Origin of the sequence: Natrinema sp. 74 (genome assembly GCF_046097095.1) — an archaeon.
GTDB lineage: Archaea > Halobacteriota > Halobacteria > Halobacteriales > Natrialbaceae > Natrinema.
Genome location: NZ_CP175698.1, coordinates 661,904 through 681,122 on the forward strand (window position 1 = coordinate 661,904; position 19,219 = coordinate 681,122).

Below are 19,219 nucleotides of genomic sequence, written 5' to 3' on the forward strand. Positions count from 1 at the left end.
GATGTCGGATTCCGAGGTCACCGTCCACGTCAATCGCAGTGCCGCCGACGAACTCGAGGCGTCGAGCGCGACGCTCGATACCACCGGGTCGTTCGCGCTCCGCTTGCAGGGCCACGAGTCGCCCGCGCACGTCCACTGTCGCCTCGGCGGTGACCTCGAGCGGATCGCATCGGTCGACCAGTCCAACTACTACGTCGAACCGAACGCCGTCACGGCTGTTCCGATCACCGTCGACGCGGACGGCGTCGAGCGCCCCGTCGAGGGGACACTCGAGGTGTTGACCGGCTACGGCTCGAACTCGGTATCGATCGCCGTTACGATCACTGCCGGTCCGCCCGGCGTGGCCGTCGACGAGACGCTCGCCGAGCCCGCCCGCCGGGAGCCCGACCCGACGGCGCTCGAGCGTGTCGTCGACCGACTCACCGGCGTCAGCGCACTCGAGCCCGCCACGATCGCGGTGCTCGGACTCGGTCTGGTCGCGATCGGTATCGCCGCGGCCACGGCGGCGACGATCACCAGTCCGATCGCGACGGCCGGACTCGGTATCGTCATCGCCGGCGTCGTCGTCGCGGTGCTCTTACTCATTTGGTAGCGTCACGTTACTTTGACGGTCGCCCGATAGCGCCGCTTTTCGTACCGACACGGTGTGCTAAATGACGCCGGACCGTCGACTTCCGGGTCGCGGCCGATGTGGCGGGCGATCAACTGGATCACCGTCCGGAACTCCATCGTAATTCCTTTTCGGCCTGGTAGCGAGTCCCAGTTGACGTCCTCCTCGCTGTACGAGCCGGTTCGGATCGCCTCCTCGAGTACGTCCGTCTGCCCCCCAGCCAGACCCGTCGTATCGAAATCGAGGAAATCGTCCGACCGATCGTCGACGTCGTCCGAGATGAGAAGCGTATAGGTTCGGCCGGTTTCGTTCGAGCCGCTGCTCGAGCACCCGGCGATCGCCGAGCATGACGCGGTTCCTGCCGCAATAGTGAGCAATTCGCGACGAATCACGGACGCAGTGTTCGTCGCCCGGGACTCGAAGATTGCGGCCGTCGTGTCGGCGTTTGCACACGCGATCGGTCGCAATCAGTCGTCGACCTGCGTCGCCTCGAGTCCGCCGTCCTCGTCGAACCGTTTGGCCCGGAGATATCGCGCCCGGTAGCGGTTCGCGCCGTCGTTGACGTCGGCCTCGCGGATTTCGTCGACCTGCCCCTCGGCGACGGCGTCGATCAGGTCTTCGAGCTGGTTGAGCTCGCTCGTCGTTAGCTCGAGCTCGTACGTCCGTTCGCTCTCGGACTCGAGGATGGCCCACTTACGGGCCGCGGCGATGACGAGCGAGCAGGGCTCGCGACAGGGGAACGGGCCGTCACCGCCGTCGGCGTCGAGGTCGTCGCCGTCCTCGTACTCCCACTCGCGCCGTCGGAGACACTGCGAGTCGACGCAGCAGGCCTCGGCCATCCAGTCGACGGCCTCGCGGGGGAGTTCGTCGATCACGTCGTAGATTCCGGTCTGTCGGTCGGCGGTCTCGAGCCAGTGGTCGACGTCTAAGTTCCCCCGCAGTTCGCGGTGCCAGTTGGCGACCGTCGCCGGATAGAAGAACTCGACCGTCTCGACGAGGTCGTCGCCAGAGAGGCCGGTAAAGGCCCAGCCGCCGGGCAACGTCGGGGCCGTCTTCAGCGGCCGGTAGCGCCCGTCCGCGTCGTAGGTCGCGATCTCGCGGGCGTCGCGGGGATCGTCGTAGACCTCGAGGTCGGCGAGGTCGCTGTCGGCGTCGTCGACGTGCCACAGGTCGTAGACCCGCTCGCCGTCGGGATTCTCCACGTCGACGAAGCGGGCTGTGATGCACAGTTGGCCCCACTGGCGGTCGATGCCGTCGCGGAGTGCGTCGTACCGTTCTGGGACCGCGAGCGGTTCGGCGGCCGCCTCCTCGCCGCGCTCGCTCCACGGCCCTGGCGGGTTCGCCTCCGGGTCGGCGTCGGCGACCGGCGCGCGCTCACACCACCGGAGGAACGCGCGGCGGGCGGTTCCCACGCCGCCGACGGTCTCCTGCCAGTAGCGCCAGTTTGTGACGTACGCCTCGCAGGCGGCGAGCGCCTCCTCGAGGTCGGCCTCGTCGAGTCCGGTCCACTCGTCATTGGGCGTCTCGAGGGTAAACTCACCGTCAGTCTCGTCGACACGGAGTCCGTCGAACGCGACGCCCGACGGCGCGCGGTCGAGCAGCGCCTCGCGGTCCTCAGTCGGCACCGTCACGCGTCAGTCCCCCGCGCCCGCTCCCGCGCTCGGTTCGACGTCGGCCTCGGCGACCGACGCGGCCAGTTCGCGCACCGCCTCGCGAGCGTCGCCGATGTCGGCCCCAGCGTCGGCGGCTCGCTCGAGGAGGACGTCGGCCATGAGGTCCTCGGTGCCGACCGCGCCGGTGTACCAGATTCGGTGACCATCGACCGCGGCGGGCACGTCCCAGCCCAGCCGGTAGTCGTCGGTCAGGCCCATGTCCTCGGGGATGTCCTCCTGGGTGTGGTAGCCGTCGGCGATGAAGAGGGGGACGACGACGATGTCCTCGCTCTCGAAGTGGTCGGTCACGTCGTCGACTTCCGGCTCCTCGTCCATGAACAGCGCCTTCGCCTCGTCGAAGCGGTCGCGGTCGCGGATGCGCTCGGTGTGGTACTCGATGGCCTTCGCGGAGTTTTCGTTACGATCGGTGCCGTGGCCGACGACCGCGAGGCCGACGCCCTCGCCCACGTCGGGGTCTTCCATGGCGGTCTCGGCTCGCTGAACGATCACGTTCGTCATCGCGTCGTGGGTCCCGACCGGCCCGCAGTAATGGATGGTCTTTCCGACGTCCGTCGCCTCGAGCGTGGCCTGTGAGGCGTCGGTCCCGTCGGAGTCCCACCGCTCGGGGTCCCAGTCGTCGAGACGCAACTCCCGCGGGATGACCCGCTCGGTGAAGTAGCCCTCGCTGATAAAAAGTGGGACGACGAACACCTCGTCTGCCTCGAGGGTGCGAACGACTTCGCGGAAGTGCGGTTCCTCCTTCCAGAAGGCCTCGCGGACCTCGTCGAACGCGCCCGTCTCGCGGACGGTGTCCGCGTGGGCGTAGGTGGGGTCCGAGGCGTCCGGATTCAGGTGCGAGCCGTGTGCCGCGACGACCAGCGCTTGCATACCCGGCGCTTAGGATGGCGGCGGTATAGGGACTTCGCTGGCGGTCCGCGTCGCCGGGTCCACCGACGCCGCTATGGCCGGTCTAACCCCGCAAATGACGGTGGCTAGGATACACCGAGCGCCCGGCTACGACGACGGTACTACCAGGTCGGTTCTCGCCTCGCAGGGTTCGTCCTGAGCCCGTAGTTCGGCGACCACCTCGTACGTCCCCGGGTCAGGGTCGGCCCACTCCGCCTCGTAGCTCGTCGATTCCTCAGGTGCGAGCGTCTCCGACTCGAGCACCTGCGCGAACAGCCGTTCGTCGGAGAACCGCCAGACCTCTTCATCGCCGTCGATCACGCCGAAGTCGGCCGTACATGCGTCCGAAAACCGAAGCTCGATCGGTTCGGTCCCCGCGTTGGTGACGGTAAACACGAACAACACGGCGTCACTGGCGTCGTCGCTCGCCGTCTCGAGCGCTCCCTCGAGGCGCATGTCCCGGCGTTCGGTATCGTCGCGGATAGGTCTTCCCCGGGTTCGAGACGGGAACGATCGGTTCTCGGCGCTTACCGCGAGAGGACGACGTTGTCGAGGTAGCTCGTGTCGTCGCCCGAGCGATACTCGCCGCGGATTCGGAGCACCTCAAGGTCGGCCAGCACAGCTCGGAGCTGTTCCTCGGTAGCAAGGGGCTCTCGGCTGGTCAGGTCGATCCAGTCCGCCTCGGCCGAGAGCGGTGCCTCGAACGTGGTCCACTCGACGCCCGGTTCGCTGTCGGTGCCGCGGAACTCGTAGACGAGTTTCGTCTCGCCGCTGGCGAGTAGCACGTCCCCGCCCTCGACCGGTTCGGCGTCGAACTGCCGGTCGGACTGGGCCTGGCGGAGGTCGAACGACAGCGTCCCGCCGTAGTACGCTTCGCGGTCGCCGAGGAACTTAAACGGGGCCTGATAGTACCAGGCGACACCGCCGTTGCTCTCCTCGTCGCTGACGTGGCCGCCGGGGTTACCATCGCTGCCCCGATAGACCGGGCGATTGCTCCCGCCGTTTTGTGAAATGAGCCAGCCGTCCGCGTCGCCGTCGAAGCTGCTCTCGATGCGAGCCGTCGGTTCGGAACCAGCACCGGCATCGATATCGTCGGCGTGGATCGTTTTCGAGAACTGCTCGGTTCCCAACTCGTCGTAGATGCCGATCGTCAGGGTCTCGCCGGACTTGTCGACCTCGACCGTCCCGAAGTTTGCGTACTCGCCCTTCGCGAAGAACTCGGTCGGGTTCAGCGCCGGATAGAGGTCGTCGGGCGTGCCGGCCGGCGCGCCTAACGGCCCGGCGATGGCCTCGAAAAACTCGAAATTTCCGTCGTCGTTCGGGTCGAACGCGCCCACGACCGACTTGTGTACGTCGCCGGCGACGACGACCAGATTCGAAATCGGTTCGGTCTGAACGTGCTCGACGATCTCGAGCAGTTCGGCCTCGTAGCCGGTCCGATCGGCTGGCGTCGCCCACGAGTCCGAGGGGTGACCGAGCGGAGCCGGCGACGCGAGGAGCTTCCACGTCGCGTCCGAGTCGGCGAGCGCGTCTTTCAGCCACTCGAGTTGGGCCGCGCCCAACAGCGACTTCGAGTCGAGGTCGACGTTCGGATCGCGGTACTGGCGAGTGTCGATCACGAACAACTCGACGTGTTTCCCCCAGCGGAACGAGTCGTAGAAGCGGTTCGATTCGCCCGGCTCGGCGTCCTCGTCCCGGTCGAGCGGCCAGTACTCCCGGAACGCCCGCCGGCCCTCGGGCATCAGCGGCTCAATCGGCCCGGCGAAGTTGTTGATGACCTCGTGGTCGTCCCAGACCGTATACACGGACGTCGACTCGAGTAGCTCCTGTAGGTACGTCCGTTCTGCGACTTCCGCCGGGGGGTCACGCATCTCCTGATACTTCGCCCGGTAGATCTCGAGGGCCTCGTCGATCGGCGTGTCCTCGGTGATCTTCCCGGCCGGCGTCTGCGCGTCGGCGTAGATCGTGTCACCGTGATAGAGGAAGAAGTCCGGATTCAGCTCCGCGATCGTCCGGAGGCCGGGGAACGGCGGTTCGACGGGGTCGTTGCCGTAGCCCCAGGTATCGCCGCTCCAGGCGAAGCTGACGCTCGCCTCGTCGTCGGGTGCCGGTGCCGTGACGAAGGTGCCCGCTTCGACGCCGTCGGGAAGTCCCTCGTCGAGCGCTTCCGGACCGTCATCGCCGGCCCTCGAGTTCTTTCGCGGGCCGCGTCCGGTTCGCTCTGAGCGGTTTGACTGCGACCGACCGCGACCGTCCTCCCAGTTACGAGCGATCGCATCCGCCACGTCCATCTCCGAGCCGTCCGGTTCCAGCGGCCGATAGCTCCGCGCGGAGGTCGTGGCCCAGACGACGTATCGATAGCGCGTCCCCGACTCGAGGTCGTCAAGCCGGATATGGCCGGTGTAGTCGGTTTCCCCGTCGACCCGCGTCCGGTCGTAGCCGACATCGTCGAACGACCGGCCCTGACTCGGACTGTACGCGACGTGGATCGTCCCCTCGCGTTCCGCCCGCGCCCAGATGACCGCCGTCGTGGCGGTAACGTCGCCCGCGGCGACGCCGTGCGTGAGCGAAACGTGTTCATCGTCGGCTCGATTCGTCACGGCACCGTCGGATCCCTCCTCCCCCGCTGCGGTCCCGACGAGGCCGGTTCCTGCCGCGGCCAGCCCGATCGCCTGAAGAAACGCTCGTCGATTATCCGTCGCCGGTACGCCCCGTCGGCCCGACTGTCTGTCTGCCATGACTGTACGGGACACTGAACCAAATGCCTATAATAGATTGTATATTTTATATAAACTATAGAAATTCTCTAACGGATGAATATCGTTACCCTCATACCGATACGTATCGGCCGGTAGTGACCGGGACCGCCTCACCTCCCTATAGACCGCGACCAGAACGGATCGCGGACCGCCGGAGATGAGGGCGGCGGTGTGGGAAACGCTACGTCTATCCGCGCTCGGTGCGAACGCGAGGACGTGCAACTGGTGGGCTACGAATCGAGCGGGACCGGGTCGGCGTTACTGGCGAGCGACGGTGACGGAGCCGAACTCGAGCGCCACCCGCTCGAGGCCGGCGACGACCTCGCCTTTTCCCTCGGCGAGCGCCACTGCGCCGGGACGATCGACGACGACGGTACCCACATCGCCTGCGACCGGCCGTCGGCCCCCTACTGCGAGTACCACGCGAGCACCTGGGTCTGTGCCCGCTGTACCGGTACCTGTCTGAAAGACGAGATGGACTGCTACGAGGCCCACGCCGTCTACATCGCCGCGTTCGCCCCAGACACGTTCAAGGTCGGCGTCACTCGCGAGTGGCGACTCGAGACCCGCCTCCGAGAACAGGGAGCCGACCGCGCGGCCCACATCCACACCGTCTCGAACGGCCGCATCGCCCGCGAACTCGAGGCCGAGATCGCGACTCAACTCACCGATCGAGTTCGGACCCGATCGAAAGTGGCCGCGCTCGCCCCTGCGGTCGACGAGGACGCCTGGGAGTCCGCCCTCGCCGAGTTCGACGTGATCGACCGATTCGATTTCGATTATGGGTTCGACCTCGCGGCGCAACCGGTCCGCGAGACGATCGCCTCGGGAACGGTGGTCGGCGTCAAGGGGCGGCTACTGGTCCTCGAGAACGGCGGGACGACCTACGCCGTCGATATGCGCGATCTGGTGGGCTACGACGTTACAGCGGGGACGGCGGACCGGAACCTGCAGTCGTCGCTGGGCTCGTTCGGATAAGCAATCGATGGCGTAGCGTCTCGGATTCGGACAGCCCTGAGATCGGAACGCGTTACTCAGGACGTGCGTGAGTGGGACGGTCTACTCGAGTGGAAGCTATGCTATCATGGCGGCTAGACATCTCCACGCCCTCCCCAGCCGATTCGATCGGTTCCTTCCAGTCACTCGCTCATCCCTCACACGGGGATCGCGACGAGCGGAAGCCAACGATTCAAATCCCGGTCAGCCCAAGGGATCGGTAATGGGAAACGCTGCACTGCGGGACATCGCCGTCATCGAGGAGATTCCCTTCGACGAGATCGAGGGCGTGGTCGCCGTCGACGCCCACAACTGGCTCTATCGCTATCTGACGACGACGGTCAAGTGGACCGACAGCGGGAAATACACGACCGGGGACGGCACCGAGGTCGCCAATCTCGTCGGCATCGTCCAGGGGCTGCCCAAATTCTTCGAGAACGACGTGACGCCGGTGATGGTCTTCGACGGGGGTCCCTCCGAACTCAAGACCGACGAGATCGAGTCCCGCCGCGAGCAGCGCCGCAGCTACGAGGCGCAACTCGAGACCGCCCGCGAGGAGGGCGACGAGGTTGCCATCGCCCAACTGGAATCGCGCACCCAGCGGCTGACGTCGACGATCCAGGAGACCAGCCGGGAACTGCTCCGGCTACTCGACGTGCCGGTCGTGGAAGCGCCCGCGGAGGGCGAGGCCCAGGCGGCCCATATGGTCAAACGCGGCGACGCCGACTACGTCGGCTCGGAAGATTACGACGCCTTGCTCTTTGGCGCGCCGCTGACGCTGCGCCAACTGACGAGCAAGGGTGACCCCGAACTGATGGACCTCGAGGCGACCCTCGAGCGCCACGACCTTACCCTCGAGCAATTGATCGACGCGGCGATTCTCATCGGAACGGACTTCAACGAGGGCGTCTCCGGCATCGGTCCGAAGACGGCGATTTCGGCGATCACCGAGCACGGCGACCTCTGGAGCGTCCTCGAGGATCGCGGGGCGCACATCGAGTACGGCGACCGCGTCCGGCAACTGTTCCGCGAACCGAACGTGACCGATGACTACGAGTTCGATCCGTCGCCCGATCCCGATCTCGCGGCCGCGAAGGCGTACGTCACCGAGGAGTGGGGAGTCGACGCCGGCGAGGTCGAGCGCGGCTTCGAGCGCATCGAGGAGAGCGTCACACAGACGGGCCTCGATCGCTGGACGTAGGCGCGACCGATCGGCGTCCGAGCCACCGCCGGTTCGTACATAGCAACCTCCGGGCTGGTTTCCGAGGGGCGTTCGGTCAGAATCGATGGGAGCGGCGCCACTCTTACTGCCGTCGGTCGCGTACCGACGACGGTGAGCAGAGCCGCGATCCGTCGATGGGAGTACAGGACGGTCAGGCCGCCTCGAGACGAGACGAAAAAAGAAGCCCAAAACCCCCAAGACACCCTGAACGAGTACGGCGACGACGGCTGGGAACTCGTCGAGACGATCGAGTACACCGGCGGCGGAACCAAGTATCTCGTCTTCAAACGGCCGGCCGAAACCGCCGACGACACCGACGAGGAGTGACACAGCGTGAGCGAGTCCACCGATCCGGACGATATCGGCACGGCCAACACGATGCGAGAACGGGCCGGCGAGAGCCGGATCAAGCTCTGGCTGCTCCTCCGCGCAAACCGCCTCCAAGTGACCGCCGTGCTGGCGCTGGCCGTGTTCGCGACGTTCGTCGCGGCCGTCACCCTCCTCCCGCAACCCCTGATCCCACAGCTCCGGACCGGTGATACGATCGAGACGATGTTCTCGACGATGATCGGGGCCATCATCACCGGGACCACGCTCGTCGTCACGATCGGACAGCTCGTCCTCTCACAGGAAAACGGGCCGCTCGGCGAACAGCGCGATCGCATGGAGAACGCGATGGACTTCCGGGACTTCACCGAGGAGCTGATCGGATCGCCCAGCCCGGCCGATCCGTCGACGTTTCTCCGACAACTTGTCACTGTGGCCCAGCAGCGAGCCGAGACGCTCCGTTCGGGCGTCGCCGACAACGACAACGACAAGCTTCGTGAGGAGGTCGACGAGTTCACCGACAGCCTTGTCGGGAACGCCGACTTCGTCCGCGAGCAACTCGAGGGAGCGACGTTCGGGAGCTTCGACGTCCTGTTCGCCGCCCTCAACTTCAACTACGGCTGGAAGATCTTTCAGGTCGAACGGATCGCAAACGAGTTCGAGGACGAACTTTCTGCCGACGAGCGAGACCTCCTGGATGACCTGAAGACCGCGCTCAGTCTGTTCGGGCCGGCTCGAGAGCACGTCAAGACGCTGTACTTCGAGTGGGCGCTCGTCTCGCTGTCACAGATGATCCTCTATGCCGCGGTGCCGGCGCTGGTCGTCGCTGGGATCATGCTCACCGTCGTTGACGGGGGCACGTTTCCGGGAGCGACGTTCGGCGTGCCGAACATGACGTGGGCGATCGGACTGGCGTTTACGATTACACTCCTCCCGTTTCTGCTGTTTACCGCCTACGTCCTGCGAATCGTCACGATCGCAAAGCGGACGCTCGCGATCGAACCGCTCATCCTCCGTAACTCGCAGCGATAGGCGGGACCACTATTCTCTGTTCGACGACGATCCCGGCGAGCGCCGGCCCGACCGGTCGCGCCGAACCCGATCCGGGACGAGTTCCCGATACGCGAATCCGATCGCGGTTCCGGCATCGCCGACCGCGGAGAGATACCCCGCACCGATCGTCGCCTTCAGCGCCGTCGCCGCGCGGCCCGTGACGACGCGCGAACCAACCGTTGCGACCGCGCCGTCGCCGACGCTGACGGCCCAGCCGGGCGGATCGAAGGCGAACGGCTCGAGTCGAGGGCCGAAATCATCGGAATCGGAACCACTGTCCTCGAGGTCGGCCCCGACGACGCGCGAGACGTTCTCGGCGACCGTTCGCGCTTCGCGGACGGCCGCCTGGGCGCTCGCCGGCACCGGCTCGCCCTCGGCGTCGGTCACGCGGACCGCGTCCCCCAGCGCGAACGTCCGGTCGTCGAGTCGGAGGTCGCTCTCGACCGTCGGTCGGTCGCCCCCGAGCGCGTCACCGCCGCGGATGCCGCCGGTCCAGACGAACTGGTCATAGGGAACGCGGTCGCCTGACTCGAGGTGGACGGCGGTCTCGTCGGCCCCACTGACCGCTACACCGGTCCGAACGTCGACCCCGCGGTCCTCGAGCGCGTCCCGAACCGCCCGCTGGAAGTCCGCCGGGAAGTTCGGCGCGACGTCCTCGAGTTGCTCGAGGAGCGTGATCGTCGCCTCGCGGCCCTCATCGCGGGCGAGCGCCGCGAGTTCGCCCGCGACCTGGATCCCGGAGAGGCCGGCCCCGCCGACGACGAAGCGGGGGTCGCCGGATCGAAGGGCGTCGAGCGCGCCCGCTCGAATTCGATTCGCGTGCGAGAGCCGCTTGAGCGGAATTGCGTGTTCGCGGACGTCCTCGAGGCCGTAGTAGGCCGTTCGGGCACCGAGACAGACGGCCGCCACGTCGTAGGAGAGCGAGCCAGACGAGAGCGAGACGGTCCGCTCGTCCTGGTCGATTCCCTCGACGCGGGCGACGCGGACGGCGGCCCGGTCGACGACCTGTGGCAGCGACACCGTGATCGCTGTGGTCAGTTCGGGCCGGCGGATCACCCGATGGAGTTCGTGCTGGACGAGGTGGTCCGGCGACTCATCGACCAGCGTGAGTTCGATCTCGTCGGGGAGGTCACGCTCGAGCAGCCGCGTTAAAACGAGTCCCGCATAGCCCGCCCCGAGGACGACGACGTGCATGGACGAGCGTTCGGGCTCGAGCGGCCTATAGCTGTTCGCGGTTCGAGGCCGACGAGCAGCGATCGACCCTCAGAACAGGTGCTTCTCCTCGTCGAGGAGTTTTGCTGGGCCGCCGACGTCCCAGGTGGTGGTGGAGACGCCACAATCCGAGACCGCCTCCTCGACTTCGTCGGCGTGTTCCTCGGTGGTGTTGACGTAGACGCTGGCACCGGTGTCCGTCGAGAAGTAGACAGGGATGTCCTCTTCCTCGCGGAGTTCGCGTACTTTGTTGAAGATCGCGAGGGTGGCGGGCTGCCAGTAGACCCAGCCCGAGGGTCCGGTCATGGTGGTCGCCGCGAGCGAGAGCGAGTCGTGCTCGGCGAGTTCGAACACGCCCTCGAAGTCGTCGTTACGCAGCGAGTCGCGCATCTCGGCGATCTGGCCGTGGATGTGGGCGTTGCGGGCCTGGAACATGTGGCTGTCGGCGGCCTCGCGGTGGGCGTCGTCGGTGTCCTTGTGGTAGGGGACGAGTCCGACGATGATCTTGAGGTCCTCGTGGAGGTTCGAGGGGATCCGCTCAGAGCGACAGTCTTCGTCGTTCAGACCGGTTCGGAGATGTGAGAACGCACCGGTGACCGCTCGCGCGGCCGAGGCCGATCCGACGCGAGCGATCGTCGATATTTCCTGTTTCGAGGCATCGAGTTCGGCCGCCTCGGCCAGCGCCATCGCCGCGGCCGCGAAGCCGGACGAGGACGAGCCTAATCCGACGTTCGTGGGGAAGCTGTTCTCGCTCTCGAGTCGCACCGGATACACCGTATGGGCGGCGTCGGACATCGAGCGAGCCTTCTCGACGACGGCCTCGACCCGTTCGTACGCCCGGCCCTCGAGTTCCTCGCCGTCGACGATGAAGGTGTCCTCGTCGTGGTCCATCGAGAACTCGACGGTCGTCCGGGTGTGGCTCGGGGCCGTACAGACGCTGATACTGTCGTGATAGGGGAGCCGCTCGATCTCGTCGCGCATCCCGTGATACTTGACCAGCCCCTGAATGGGGTGGGCCATAGCGGTGGCTTTCATATCCTGATAGGTGGATGATGACTGCTTAAAGCTCACGGCATCACGACGACGGGTCGTCGGTATCCGCGTTTCCGTCGGCACGGGCCGCCGCCTCGAGTGCGTCCAGTCGCCGCTCGAGGGCGGCGATATCCTCTCGGAACGTCGCCTGCAGGGATTCGAGATCGCCCTCGACATCCGACGTGACCGTCCGGAAAGCGTCGACGACCGTTCGCTCGAGGTCCGCGAGGTCGTCCGCGAGGGCCTCGATATCAGGATCGTCGCCGGACGCCGGCTCAGATTTGGACGCGGCCTCAAGCGAGTCGCGGACGCCAGTGACCTCGGTTCGGAGTCCCCCCGTCTCGGCGCGGACGTTCGTCACTTTGTCGTCGATCTCGCGCAGTCGCCGCTCGAGGTCGTCGAGTCGGGGCTGCAGCTCGTTTTCAATCGCCGCCCGTCGCCGCGCGTCGGCCGACGCGAGGTCGTCGACCTCGGCTCGCAGCGACGCAAGTTCGTCTTCGACCGCCGCGAGTCGCTCCGCGGTGGCCGTCGACTCGGTCCCAAGATGTCGCCGGAACGCGGCCGTCCGCGTTCCGTCGTCGGCCTCGAGTTCGGCCAATAGTGCGTCGAGAATGTCGACCCGATGTCGCTCTCCCCCCGTATCAAGCTCTGTCTGCCGTTCGTCCTCCGTCATTGTCTGAACCCGTCCCGTCGATCGTCTTTTCGTACGGTATGGCCGAGGGATAATAATAGTGGCCAATCGAACGGAACGCCGAGCGGGCGGAACCCGAACGCTAAACCGGGACGGCTGCCACCACGGTCCTATGGGAACGCCACGTGAGACCACGCAGGAACAGGCCGAGACGGTGGTCGACCGCCTCGAGGAGGAGTATCCCGATTCGACGATCTCGCTGCGGTACTCGAACCGCCTCGAGTTGCTGATTGCGGTGATCCTCTCCGCGCAGTGTACGGACGAGCGAGTGAACCAGGAGACCGCTGCCCTCTTCGAGAAGTACGACGGGGCCGAGGACTACGCGAACGCGCCACAGGACGAACTCGCGGAGGACCTGAACTCGATCACCTACTACAACAGCAAGGCGGAGTACATCCGCAACTCCTGTCAGACGATCCTCGAGGACCACGACGGCAAGGTACCGGACACGATGGACGAATTGACGGAGCTGTCGGGCGTCGGCCGGAAGACGGCGAACGTCGTCCTCCAGCACGGCCATGACATCGTCGAGGGGATCGTCGTCGACACGCACGTCCAGCGGCTTTCACGACGGCTCGGTCTGACCGAGGAAGAGCGCCCTGAGCGGATCGAGGAGGCCCTGATGGAGATCGTCCCCGAGGAGCACTGGCAGCAGTTTACGCACCTCTGTATCGATCACGGCCGGGCGGTCTGTACGGCCCGGAATCCCGACTGCGACGACTGCGTGCTGGCTGACGTCTGTCCCTCCGAGCGAGGCGACAGCGAGATCGACCTCGCTTCGGGAGAGCCCTGGTAACCGACGGCCAACGGATCGAGCCTCGAGGGCGCGCCACGCCGACCTTCGCAAGCCCAATGCCTTTTCGCGACTCGCGGGTATCCCCGTTCGGGATCACTATGTCCGACGACCACCAGAACACCAAGGACGAACACGGGCGAGACGTCCAGCTCGAGCACGAAGCGACCGATCCGAACGAAGAGCAAGACGAAGAGGAACTCACCGAAGAAGAGAAAGCGGCGCGAGAGCGACAGGACGAGGAGCAGCGTCGTCAGGACATCGAACACAAATCAGACGATCGGGAAAACGAAGCCCTCGAGAACACGAACCCGGACAACCACCGAGACGAGGAGCCGTACAATAGCTGAGCGAGGCTCGCCCGTCGCCTGACTTTCCGTCGCCGTTCTACAGTCGCTCGGCCGGCACGGAGACCGTCTCGAGCGTATCGACCGCCGAGACGTGAACCCGAGACCCGACCGTGACCGTGCCGACCGAGCGGTCGTCGACGACGAGTGCCACGTCGCTTTCGTCGCGTTCGACCGTCACCGACAGTCCGTCGTCCGGCAGCACCCATCGCCGAGTTTGGGTGACGAACGGGCCGATCGGCGCGACTGCGACCGCGTCGACAGCGCCCGAGAGATGGGGCGCGTCGACGGTGCTCGCATAGCCGTGGCTGCCGGCCGGCGTCGCGGCGACGACGCCGTCGGCACGAAAGGTCGCGACGGTCTCCCCGCGGCTGTGGACGCCGTACTCTGAGATGCGAGCCGGTTCGTCGGTGACGAGCGTCACGTCGTACAGCGCGCGTTCGCTGCTCTCGAGCCCGTCCGATTCGGACGCGCACTCGAGATCGACGTTCAGAACGGGATGCGTGCGTCGAACGGCGCGGTCCTCGAGCACCGCCGCGAGCGCGTCGGGGACCCGATCGGGGTCGACCGACTCGATGCCGGCGATCGAGCCAACCGGGAGAACGGGGACGTCGACGCCGGCGCGAGCGGCCGCTGACAGGGTCGCCTCGCCGGCCGCGACCAGCAACGACGGGTCGGCCGTGAGGGCGTCCTCGAGATCGACGCCCGTGATCGTCGCGTCGCCGGCAAACGCCGACTCGAGGGCATCGATCTCGAGGTGAGCGTCGGTCTCGTCGGCGTCGTTCGGCGTTCCCTCGCGGTCGATGACGCCGACGACGGGGTCCTCGCCCGCGTGCCACGCGGTATCCATGGCCGCAAGTTCACACGGCCCGCTCAAAAGCGTACGGTTGTCGGTCGCAACCGGGAGCCGGCGATCGATCCGTCCGCTGCCGGCCGCCTCGCCGAATCATGCCGGCTTAGTCGTCGTAGGGCCAGTCGCCTGTGGCCTTCATGCCTTCCGCGAGCCCCTGTTCCTCGAGGTCGGCCGCGATGGCCGCCGGTTCGCGGGGTTCGACCGTCACGTTCTCGCGGGCGAGCGCGACGACGTACGCGGTCAGGAGGATCGCCTGTTCGCGCAGGTTTCGGGGCTCGAGTTTCTCGATCGTGTCGGCGAAGGTGTGGCCCCAGCCGCGGCCCTCGCCGTCGGAGATCGACTTGACGTGACAGCCCGGCACGCCGGACTCGACGAACGACCAGTGGTCGCTGTGGGGACCGACTTTCGGCACCGTCCCGATCGGGTGATCGTACCGGTCCGCGACTTCGTCTGCGGTCTCGGCAAGCGCGTCGAACCCGTGCGTGATGATCGAGAGCGTTCGATCGCGGACGACGCCGTCGCTGTTGATCACCGCTTTGATCGCGTCGTGATCGGCCGCGTCAGCATAGCGCATAGAGCCGAGGAGGCCGACCTCTTCCGCGCCGAAGGCGACAAACTCGACGCGGGTCTCGAGGTCGGCTTCCCGCTTGGCCAGCGCGTTCGCGATCTCGACCACCATCGCGGTCCCCGCGCCGTTGTCCATCGCACCCTCCGCGATGTCGTGGGCGTCGACGTGGCTCGTCACGAGGAGTCGCTCGTCGGTGTCAGGGCCGATCTCGGCGCGGACGTTCTGGCTCTCGGCGGGATGGCTATCGGCCTCGACGGAGAGCGTGATCGACTCGCCGTCGAACCGGCGACCCAGCCGCGCGCCGACCTCGCTCGAGACGCCGACGGCCGGAATCGGGCCGATTGGTTCGTCCTTCCAGCCGACACTGCCGGTCGGCGGGAGACAGCCCTCAACGTGGTTGCGGTAGACGAACCCCACCGCCCCGTGCTCGATGGCGTGGTAATATTTCTCGCGGCGGTGAAGATAGCGGTCGTAGTAGCCCGGCACGTCGCTGCGGACCATGACGATCGCGTCCTCGACGTCCGTTTCCTCGAAGTCAGCGGGGAGGCCGTAGCCGAGGTCGACCAGCGGCGCGACGACGCGCTCGTCGGGGCTACGCGGGAGCGCGATGCAGTCCTGCGTCGTTTCGCCGGCCGTGATCGCGCTGTCGCCGCGCGTCCAGCCCTGTATGTCAAAGGACTCGAGGCGGGCGTTTCGCGCCCCGGCCTCGGCCAGCGCGTCGCGGGTCAGTTCGGCGGCTTCGCGTTCGCCCTCGCTGCCGGCCATGCGGTTCCCCACGTCGACCAGCGCCTCGAGGTGGTCCCAGCCGGCGTCGCTCTCGAAAATCGAGCCGATCCAGTCGGACATGGATGAGGCGTCGGGACACGACCGTGTAACTGTATCGCTCGCGCGAAGTCAAGACGGGCGTGCCGGTGGAGCGTCGTTGGCCGTCGCTGATAGGTCCAACTGCGAATCTTTTTTACGCCGCTCCCTCTCGGTGCGGGTATGCGGGAGACGCTTGCCGACTGGCGGCCGGCCGTCGACGAGGCGATCGCCGACCTGGTCCCACGCGAGATCGACGCCGACTACCTCGAGTCGTTTTTCGGCTCCCCCACCTACGAGTACGATCCCGAGGGCGTCCAGCGCGCGCTGTCGACGCCGCTGTGGGACCTGCTCGATCGCGGCGGCAAACGGTGGCGCGCGATCCTCTTTCTCGTCTTCGTCGAAGGGTTCGGCGAGGATCCGGCCGAGTACCTTCCCTACGCCTGTATTCCAGAGATCCTCCACAACGGAACGATCATCGTCGACGATGTCGAGGACGGTGCCGCGATTCGGCGCGGCGAGCCGGCGCTGCACCGCATTCATGGCCGTGATATTGCACTCAACGCCGGCAACGCGATGTACTTTCTGCCGTTGAAAATCATCACGCAGGACCCGGCCGACCTCCCGGCCGACCGACGACTGGCCGCCTACGAGATGCTCATGCACGAACTCAACCGGACTCACCTCGGCCAGGGGATGGACATCTGCTGGCACAACGAACGCGAGGTCCGAGTCGACATCGAGGAGTACCTCGAGATGTGTGCGTGCAAGACCGGCTGTCTCGGCCGAATCGTCGCTCGGCTCGCCGCGATACTCACCGATCAGCCCTCCGAGATCGAGCAAGCCATCGCCGAGTACGCCGAACTGACGGCGGTCGCCTTCCAGATCGGCGACGACATTCTCGACGTCGAACACTCTCTTGGCCGCGCCGGCGAGTTCGGCAAGGAGTTCGGCAACGACATCCGCGAAGGCAAGACGACGCTCATGGTCATCCACGCCATCGGCGAGAGCGAGCCAGAGCGCGCCCGCCGGCTGCAGGCCATTCTGGGGGCCGACGACAATACCGACGATGAGATCCTCGAAGCCCTCGAGATCCTCGAGAACGCTGGCAGCGTCGAGTACGCCCGCGAACGCGCGCTCGAACTGGCGGCCGAAGCGCGCGCGGCGATCGAGGGACTCGAGTTCGACGCCGAGACGAGCCGAAAACTCGAGGAGTTCACGGAGTTCGTCATCGAGCGCGACGAGTAGTGCGATCGCGCGCTGTAAGTCAGGTCACTCCTTCCAGTGCCCCGATTTCTCCCCGTGGAACTCGCCTTTCGCCTCCCGTCCACGCGGCCAGACGGTGACGACGGTCGCTGCGAGGAAGAACACGGCCACGACGGCCACGACGGCCGTTCCTGAGACGCCGGGTACCGACGCGGTCTTCGTCCACGGCTCTCCCGGTGCGTACAGCGTGATTCGGAAGAGCCACGCGACCCCGAGCAACAGATAGAGCGGGTAGTAGATGCGCCGTAATCGCCGCGAAGCGGCTTCCCAGTAGGAAACCTTGAACGTCGGCGTCCGCAGGTCCTCGCCGAGTTCGGCCCGCCACGCCTCGAGGGGCGCGTCGCTCGGCTCGAGGGCGTTCGCGAACAGGTTCTCCTCCAGGAGGCGGATCCGGGCCCGGCTCGCGTCGTACGCCCGGTACCGGCGGACGTCGAACAGGAGGAACAACGAGACGCCGACGATACCGATCAGTAGCAGGTACGCGGAGACGTCGCTGCCCTGGAACGCGAGCGCGAGAACGGCCGTGACCGCGACGATGGCCCAGTCGGTCGTGAGGTCGAGTCGGGAGAGGAGGTTTCCCGACTGCGACATTTCGCCGCGGTAGTAGTGAGGGAGCAACGAGAGGAACTCCTCGCGGTCGGTCGCCGCGACGGTGGCGACGTTTCGCTCGTCGGGAGCGGTCGAATCGAAGTCATCGGGGTTCGGTTCCGTCATCGGTCGCCTCCGGCGCTCGAGAGAGACGGCGGACGATCGACGGTGAGGCCGGCGAACGCGCCACGCTCGGGGAGAACGCCGGGGCGGACGGACGAGTACTCTCTTGATACCATACCACTCGTAGTCGCGGTACGACGATGACCTTTCCGTCTGTGACGGTCGAGGAGCGATCTGATCCGTCACGACGCCGCGACTGTAACGAGACCCGGCCGGTAGGGCCAGATACTACACCCTCGACGTGGAACGTTGACCATGGCCGACCACTCGAGGCAGGTCGGGGCCGAGCGGACGGACGGCGCGCGGCCGTGGCCGCTCCTCGTGGCCCTTGGCCTCGCCGGTTCGGAAGTCGGACTCGTCGTGGGGTTCCTCCCCGTCGCCGTCGCCGGCCTCGTCGTCTTCGCCGCGAGCGTCGCCGGCATCCTCGCGGACGCCGACTACGTCGATCGACCTGTCGCGCTCGCGGCCAGACTCGGCGTCGCCTTCGCGATCGTCGGTGCGGTGCTGGTCGTCCACGGCACTGGAACGGTTCCGATCGGCCTCCTCGAGCCCCTCTCGGGACTGACGAGTCGCGGTGTCGCACTCGTCGGGGCCGGCGTCGCAACCGCGTCTGCGGCCGGTCTCCTGCGACTGCGGCAGAGATAGGAACGCGAAACGGAACCGGAACCGCCGTCGAAACAGAGACAACAGACACCACAGAGCACCCCATGAGCCGACGTGCCTTTGATACGGAGATCGCGCTCGACCTCGCAGTCAACCTGATCCCGTTCCTGATCATCGGCTTTTTCGTCGCCGTCTTCGCGCTGTTCAATCCGTGGGGGTTCGACCTCCTCCAGTCGACGGTCCAGTTCACCATCCTCGTGACGACGATGATTCTGTTGGCGACCGTGACTTACGTCGCGGCCAGGCTGATCGAGACGGACGATCGCACGCGAGGGGAGCCGCCCGAAACCTGACTGTCGTCTGAGCGCCGACACCGGTGGGCTCAGTTGACGATGAGCACCAACCCGGTCACCGCCATCAGTGCTGCGATGCCGACCAGCAAGAGCAAGAACAATTCCTTCTCTTCCATGTGCGCGCTCTCATCGGCCGGGCGCAAAAACCTACTTCCGCGACGACGTACCGCGACTCGTGTCGGACGATCGTCGGATTGCCGGCCGGGGCGTCGTCGCGAGCCTGGGCCTCGCGCTGATCGCCGCGACGGCGGCCTTCGGCGCGGTGCTTGGCGCGACCCTGCCGGATCAGCTGGGCGTCACCGAGATCGTGCTCCTCACGGTCGTTGTACCCATTTCGCCGCTCACGCTGGCCGTCTACGGTGCCGTCGCCATGGGAACCGCGCTGGCGACCGCCGTGCTCGTCGTCGAGGCCGCCTCGCAGTTCGACGAGGACGCTGTCTGATCGGCGTTCTCCGCGGCCGCAC

At 66.5% G+C, this 19,219-nt stretch carries 22 protein-coding genes; 11 read left to right on the forward strand and 11 right to left on the reverse strand.

Translation table 11 applies throughout. The features are described from left to right. Window position 1: 1 nt before the first annotated feature. Entirely contained in the window at window positions 2–592 is a 591-nt protein-coding gene (locus ACJ70B_RS03235; RefSeq protein ID WP_408958983.1) for a hypothetical protein, read from the forward strand. Between the two features lie 2 nt (window positions 593–594). Here ACJ70B_RS03235 and ACJ70B_RS03240 read toward each other — a convergent pair whose 3' ends face one another. The 5 genes from ACJ70B_RS03240 to ACJ70B_RS03260 form a co-directional block, all read right to left on the reverse strand. Beyond that, on the reverse strand, window positions 595–1,002 hold the full coding sequence (locus tag ACJ70B_RS03240) for a hypothetical protein (protein ID WP_408958984.1): 408 nt from the start codon (window positions 1,000–1,002) through the stop codon (window positions 595–597). Window positions 1,003–1,077: 75 nt separating this feature from the next. Beyond that, window positions 1,078–2,241, reverse strand: coding sequence for a DR2241 family protein (locus ACJ70B_RS03245; RefSeq protein ID WP_408958985.1), 1,164 nt, complete (start codon window positions 2,239–2,241; stop codon window positions 1,078–1,080). Window positions 2,242–2,244: 3 nt separating this feature from the next. Next, window positions 2,245–3,150, reverse strand: a complete 906-nt coding sequence (locus ACJ70B_RS03250) for a CbiX/SirB N-terminal domain-containing protein (protein ID WP_408958986.1) — start codon at window positions 3,148–3,150, stop codon at window positions 2,245–2,247. 126 nt (window positions 3,151–3,276) lie between these two features. Next, window positions 3,277–3,624 carry a BsuPI-related putative proteinase inhibitor gene (locus ACJ70B_RS03255; RefSeq protein WP_408958987.1) on the reverse strand — a complete coding sequence of 116 codons (348 nt, stop codon included), beginning with the start codon at window positions 3,622–3,624 and terminating at the stop codon, window positions 3,277–3,279. 71 nt (window positions 3,625–3,695) lie between these two features. Beyond that, a complete protein-coding gene (locus ACJ70B_RS03260) occupies window positions 3,696–5,906 on the reverse strand; it encodes an alkaline phosphatase D family protein (RefSeq protein ID WP_408958988.1) in 2,211 nt (736 codons plus the stop codon). 237 nt (window positions 5,907–6,143) lie between these two features. Here ACJ70B_RS03260 and ACJ70B_RS03265 point away from each other — a divergent pair, with 237 nt between their 5' ends. The 4 genes from ACJ70B_RS03265 (at window position 6,144) to ACJ70B_RS03280 (ending at window position 9,504) form a co-directional block, all read left to right on the forward strand. Beyond that, window positions 6,144–6,905 carry a DUF2797 domain-containing protein gene (locus ACJ70B_RS03265; RefSeq protein WP_408960070.1) on the forward strand — a complete coding sequence of 254 codons (762 nt, stop codon included), beginning with the start codon at window positions 6,144–6,146 and terminating at the stop codon, window positions 6,903–6,905. A 241-nt stretch (window positions 6,906–7,146) separates the two neighbouring features. Next, window positions 7,147–8,124: a flap endonuclease-1 gene (gene fen / locus ACJ70B_RS03270; protein WP_408958989.1), complete on the forward strand. Its 978-nt coding sequence runs from the start codon at window positions 7,147–7,149 to the stop codon at window positions 8,122–8,124. A 132-nt stretch (window positions 8,125–8,256) separates the two neighbouring features. Then, entirely contained in the window at window positions 8,257–8,472 is a 216-nt protein-coding gene (locus ACJ70B_RS03275; protein ID WP_408958990.1) for a DUF4177 domain-containing protein, read from the forward strand. A 51-nt stretch (window positions 8,473–8,523) separates the two neighbouring features. Beyond that, entirely contained in the window at window positions 8,524–9,504 is a 981-nt protein-coding gene (locus ACJ70B_RS03280) for a hypothetical protein (RefSeq protein WP_408960071.1), read from the forward strand. A 9-nt stretch (window positions 9,505–9,513) separates the two neighbouring features. Here ACJ70B_RS03280 and ACJ70B_RS03285 read toward each other — a convergent pair whose 3' ends face one another. The 3 genes from ACJ70B_RS03285 to ACJ70B_RS03295 form a co-directional block, all read right to left on the reverse strand. Further along, the gene (locus ACJ70B_RS03285; RefSeq protein WP_408958991.1) at window positions 9,514–10,719 is read right to left on the reverse strand and encodes an NAD(P)/FAD-dependent oxidoreductase; all 1,206 of its coding nucleotides are present in this window, start codon (window positions 10,717–10,719) and stop codon (window positions 9,514–9,516) included. A 69-nt stretch (window positions 10,720–10,788) separates the two neighbouring features. After that, the gene (gene mvaD, locus ACJ70B_RS03290) at window positions 10,789–11,772 is read right to left on the reverse strand and encodes a phosphomevalonate decarboxylase MvaD (protein ID WP_408958992.1); all 984 of its coding nucleotides are present in this window, start codon (window positions 11,770–11,772) and stop codon (window positions 10,789–10,791) included. 40 nt (window positions 11,773–11,812) lie between these two features. Next, entirely contained in the window at window positions 11,813–12,442 is a 630-nt protein-coding gene (locus ACJ70B_RS03295) for a hypothetical protein (protein ID WP_408958993.1), read from the reverse strand. A gap of 130 nt (window positions 12,443–12,572) precedes the next feature. Here ACJ70B_RS03295 and nth point away from each other — a divergent pair, with 130 nt between their 5' ends. Next, window positions 12,573–13,256: an endonuclease III gene (nth, locus tag ACJ70B_RS03300; protein ID WP_408958994.1), complete on the forward strand. Its 684-nt coding sequence runs from the start codon at window positions 12,573–12,575 to the stop codon at window positions 13,254–13,256. A gap of 98 nt (window positions 13,257–13,354) precedes the next feature. Then, entirely contained in the window at window positions 13,355–13,603 is a 249-nt protein-coding gene (locus ACJ70B_RS03305) for a hypothetical protein (protein ID WP_408958995.1), read from the forward strand. A 37-nt stretch (window positions 13,604–13,640) separates the two neighbouring features. Here ACJ70B_RS03305 and ACJ70B_RS03310 read toward each other — a convergent pair whose 3' ends face one another. Next, window positions 13,641–14,450, reverse strand: a complete 810-nt coding sequence (locus ACJ70B_RS03310; protein WP_408958996.1) for an NAD(+)/NADH kinase — start codon at window positions 14,448–14,450, stop codon at window positions 13,641–13,643. A 106-nt stretch (window positions 14,451–14,556) separates the two neighbouring features. Then, window positions 14,557–15,867 (reverse strand): M28 family peptidase, encoded by a 1,311-nt coding sequence (locus ACJ70B_RS03315; protein ID WP_408958997.1) that lies wholly within the window; start codon window positions 15,865–15,867, stop codon window positions 14,557–14,559. A gap of 138 nt (window positions 15,868–16,005) precedes the next feature. On the opposite strand from ACJ70B_RS03315, the gene ACJ70B_RS03320 reads away from it, so the two are divergent. Beyond that, window positions 16,006–17,070: a polyprenyl synthetase family protein gene (locus ACJ70B_RS03320; RefSeq protein WP_408958998.1), complete on the forward strand. Its 1,065-nt coding sequence runs from the start codon at window positions 16,006–16,008 to the stop codon at window positions 17,068–17,070. Window positions 17,071–17,094: 24 nt separating this feature from the next. On the opposite strand, the gene ACJ70B_RS03325 is transcribed toward ACJ70B_RS03320, so the two are convergent. Further along, a complete protein-coding gene (locus ACJ70B_RS03325) occupies window positions 17,095–17,802 on the reverse strand; it encodes a DUF2270 domain-containing protein (RefSeq protein ID WP_408958999.1) in 708 nt (235 codons plus the stop codon). Between the two features lie 252 nt (window positions 17,803–18,054). Here ACJ70B_RS03325 and ACJ70B_RS03330 point away from each other — a divergent pair, with 252 nt between their 5' ends. The 3 genes from ACJ70B_RS03330 (at window position 18,055) to ACJ70B_RS03340 (ending at window position 19,197) form a co-directional block, all read left to right on the forward strand. After that, entirely contained in the window at window positions 18,055–18,444 is a 390-nt protein-coding gene (locus ACJ70B_RS03330; RefSeq protein ID WP_408959000.1) for a hypothetical protein, read from the forward strand. A 62-nt stretch (window positions 18,445–18,506) separates the two neighbouring features. Then, the gene (locus tag ACJ70B_RS03335) at window positions 18,507–18,755 is read left to right on the forward strand and encodes a DUF6684 family protein (protein WP_408959001.1); all 249 of its coding nucleotides are present in this window, start codon (window positions 18,507–18,509) and stop codon (window positions 18,753–18,755) included. A 175-nt stretch (window positions 18,756–18,930) separates the two neighbouring features. Further along, window positions 18,931–19,197 (forward strand): hypothetical protein, encoded by a 267-nt coding sequence (locus ACJ70B_RS03340; RefSeq protein ID WP_408959002.1) that lies wholly within the window; start codon window positions 18,931–18,933, stop codon window positions 19,195–19,197. The last annotated feature ends 22 nt before the right edge of the window (window positions 19,198–19,219 follow it).

Bases quoted from the DNA above. Each gene is read 5' to 3' on its own strand.
- ACJ70B_RS03260 (WP_408958988.1), bottom strand. From the start codon at position 5,906: ATGGCAGACAGACAGTCGGGCCGACGGGGCGTACCGGCGACGGATAAT.
- mvaD (WP_408958992.1), bottom strand. From the start codon at position 11,772: ATGAAAGCCACCGCTATGGCCCACCCCATTCAGGGGCTGGTCAAGTAT.
- ACJ70B_RS03310 (WP_408958996.1), bottom strand. From the start codon at position 14,450: ATGGATACCGCGTGGCACGCGGGCGAGGACCCCGTCGTCGGCGTCATC.
- ACJ70B_RS03255 (WP_408958987.1), bottom strand. From the start codon at position 3,624: ATGCGCCTCGAGGGAGCGCTCGAGACGGCGAGCGACGACGCCAGTGAC.
- ACJ70B_RS03335 (WP_408959001.1), top strand. From the start codon at position 18,507: ATGAGCCGACGTGCCTTTGATACGGAGATCGCGCTCGACCTCGCAGTC.
- ACJ70B_RS03235 (WP_408958983.1), top strand. From the start codon at position 2: ATGTCGGATTCCGAGGTCACCGTCCACGTCAATCGCAGTGCCGCCGAC.
- ACJ70B_RS03250 (WP_408958986.1), bottom strand. From the start codon at position 3,150: ATGCAAGCGCTGGTCGTCGCGGCACACGGCTCGCACCTGAATCCGGAC.
- ACJ70B_RS03330 (WP_408959000.1), top strand. From the start codon at position 18,055: ATGGCCGACCACTCGAGGCAGGTCGGGGCCGAGCGGACGGACGGCGCG.
- ACJ70B_RS03285 (WP_408958991.1), bottom strand. From the start codon at position 10,719: ATGCACGTCGTCGTCCTCGGGGCGGGCTATGCGGGACTCGTTTTAACG.
- ACJ70B_RS03280 (WP_408960071.1), top strand. From the start codon at position 8,524: ATGCGAGAACGGGCCGGCGAGAGCCGGATCAAGCTCTGGCTGCTCCTC.
- nth (WP_408958994.1), top strand. From the start codon at position 12,573: ATGGGAACGCCACGTGAGACCACGCAGGAACAGGCCGAGACGGTGGTC.
- ACJ70B_RS03325 (WP_408958999.1), bottom strand. From the start codon at position 17,802: ATGACGGAACCGAACCCCGATGACTTCGATTCGACCGCTCCCGACGAG.
- ACJ70B_RS03315 (WP_408958997.1), bottom strand. From the start codon at position 15,867: ATGTCCGACTGGATCGGCTCGATTTTCGAGAGCGACGCCGGCTGGGAC.
- ACJ70B_RS03305 (WP_408958995.1), top strand. From the start codon at position 13,355: ATGTCCGACGACCACCAGAACACCAAGGACGAACACGGGCGAGACGTC.
- ACJ70B_RS03295 (WP_408958993.1), bottom strand. From the start codon at position 12,442: ATGACGGAGGACGAACGGCAGACAGAGCTTGATACGGGGGGAGAGCGA.
- fen (WP_408958989.1), top strand. From the start codon at position 7,147: ATGGGAAACGCTGCACTGCGGGACATCGCCGTCATCGAGGAGATTCCC.
- ACJ70B_RS03320 (WP_408958998.1), top strand. From the start codon at position 16,006: ATGCGGGAGACGCTTGCCGACTGGCGGCCGGCCGTCGACGAGGCGATC.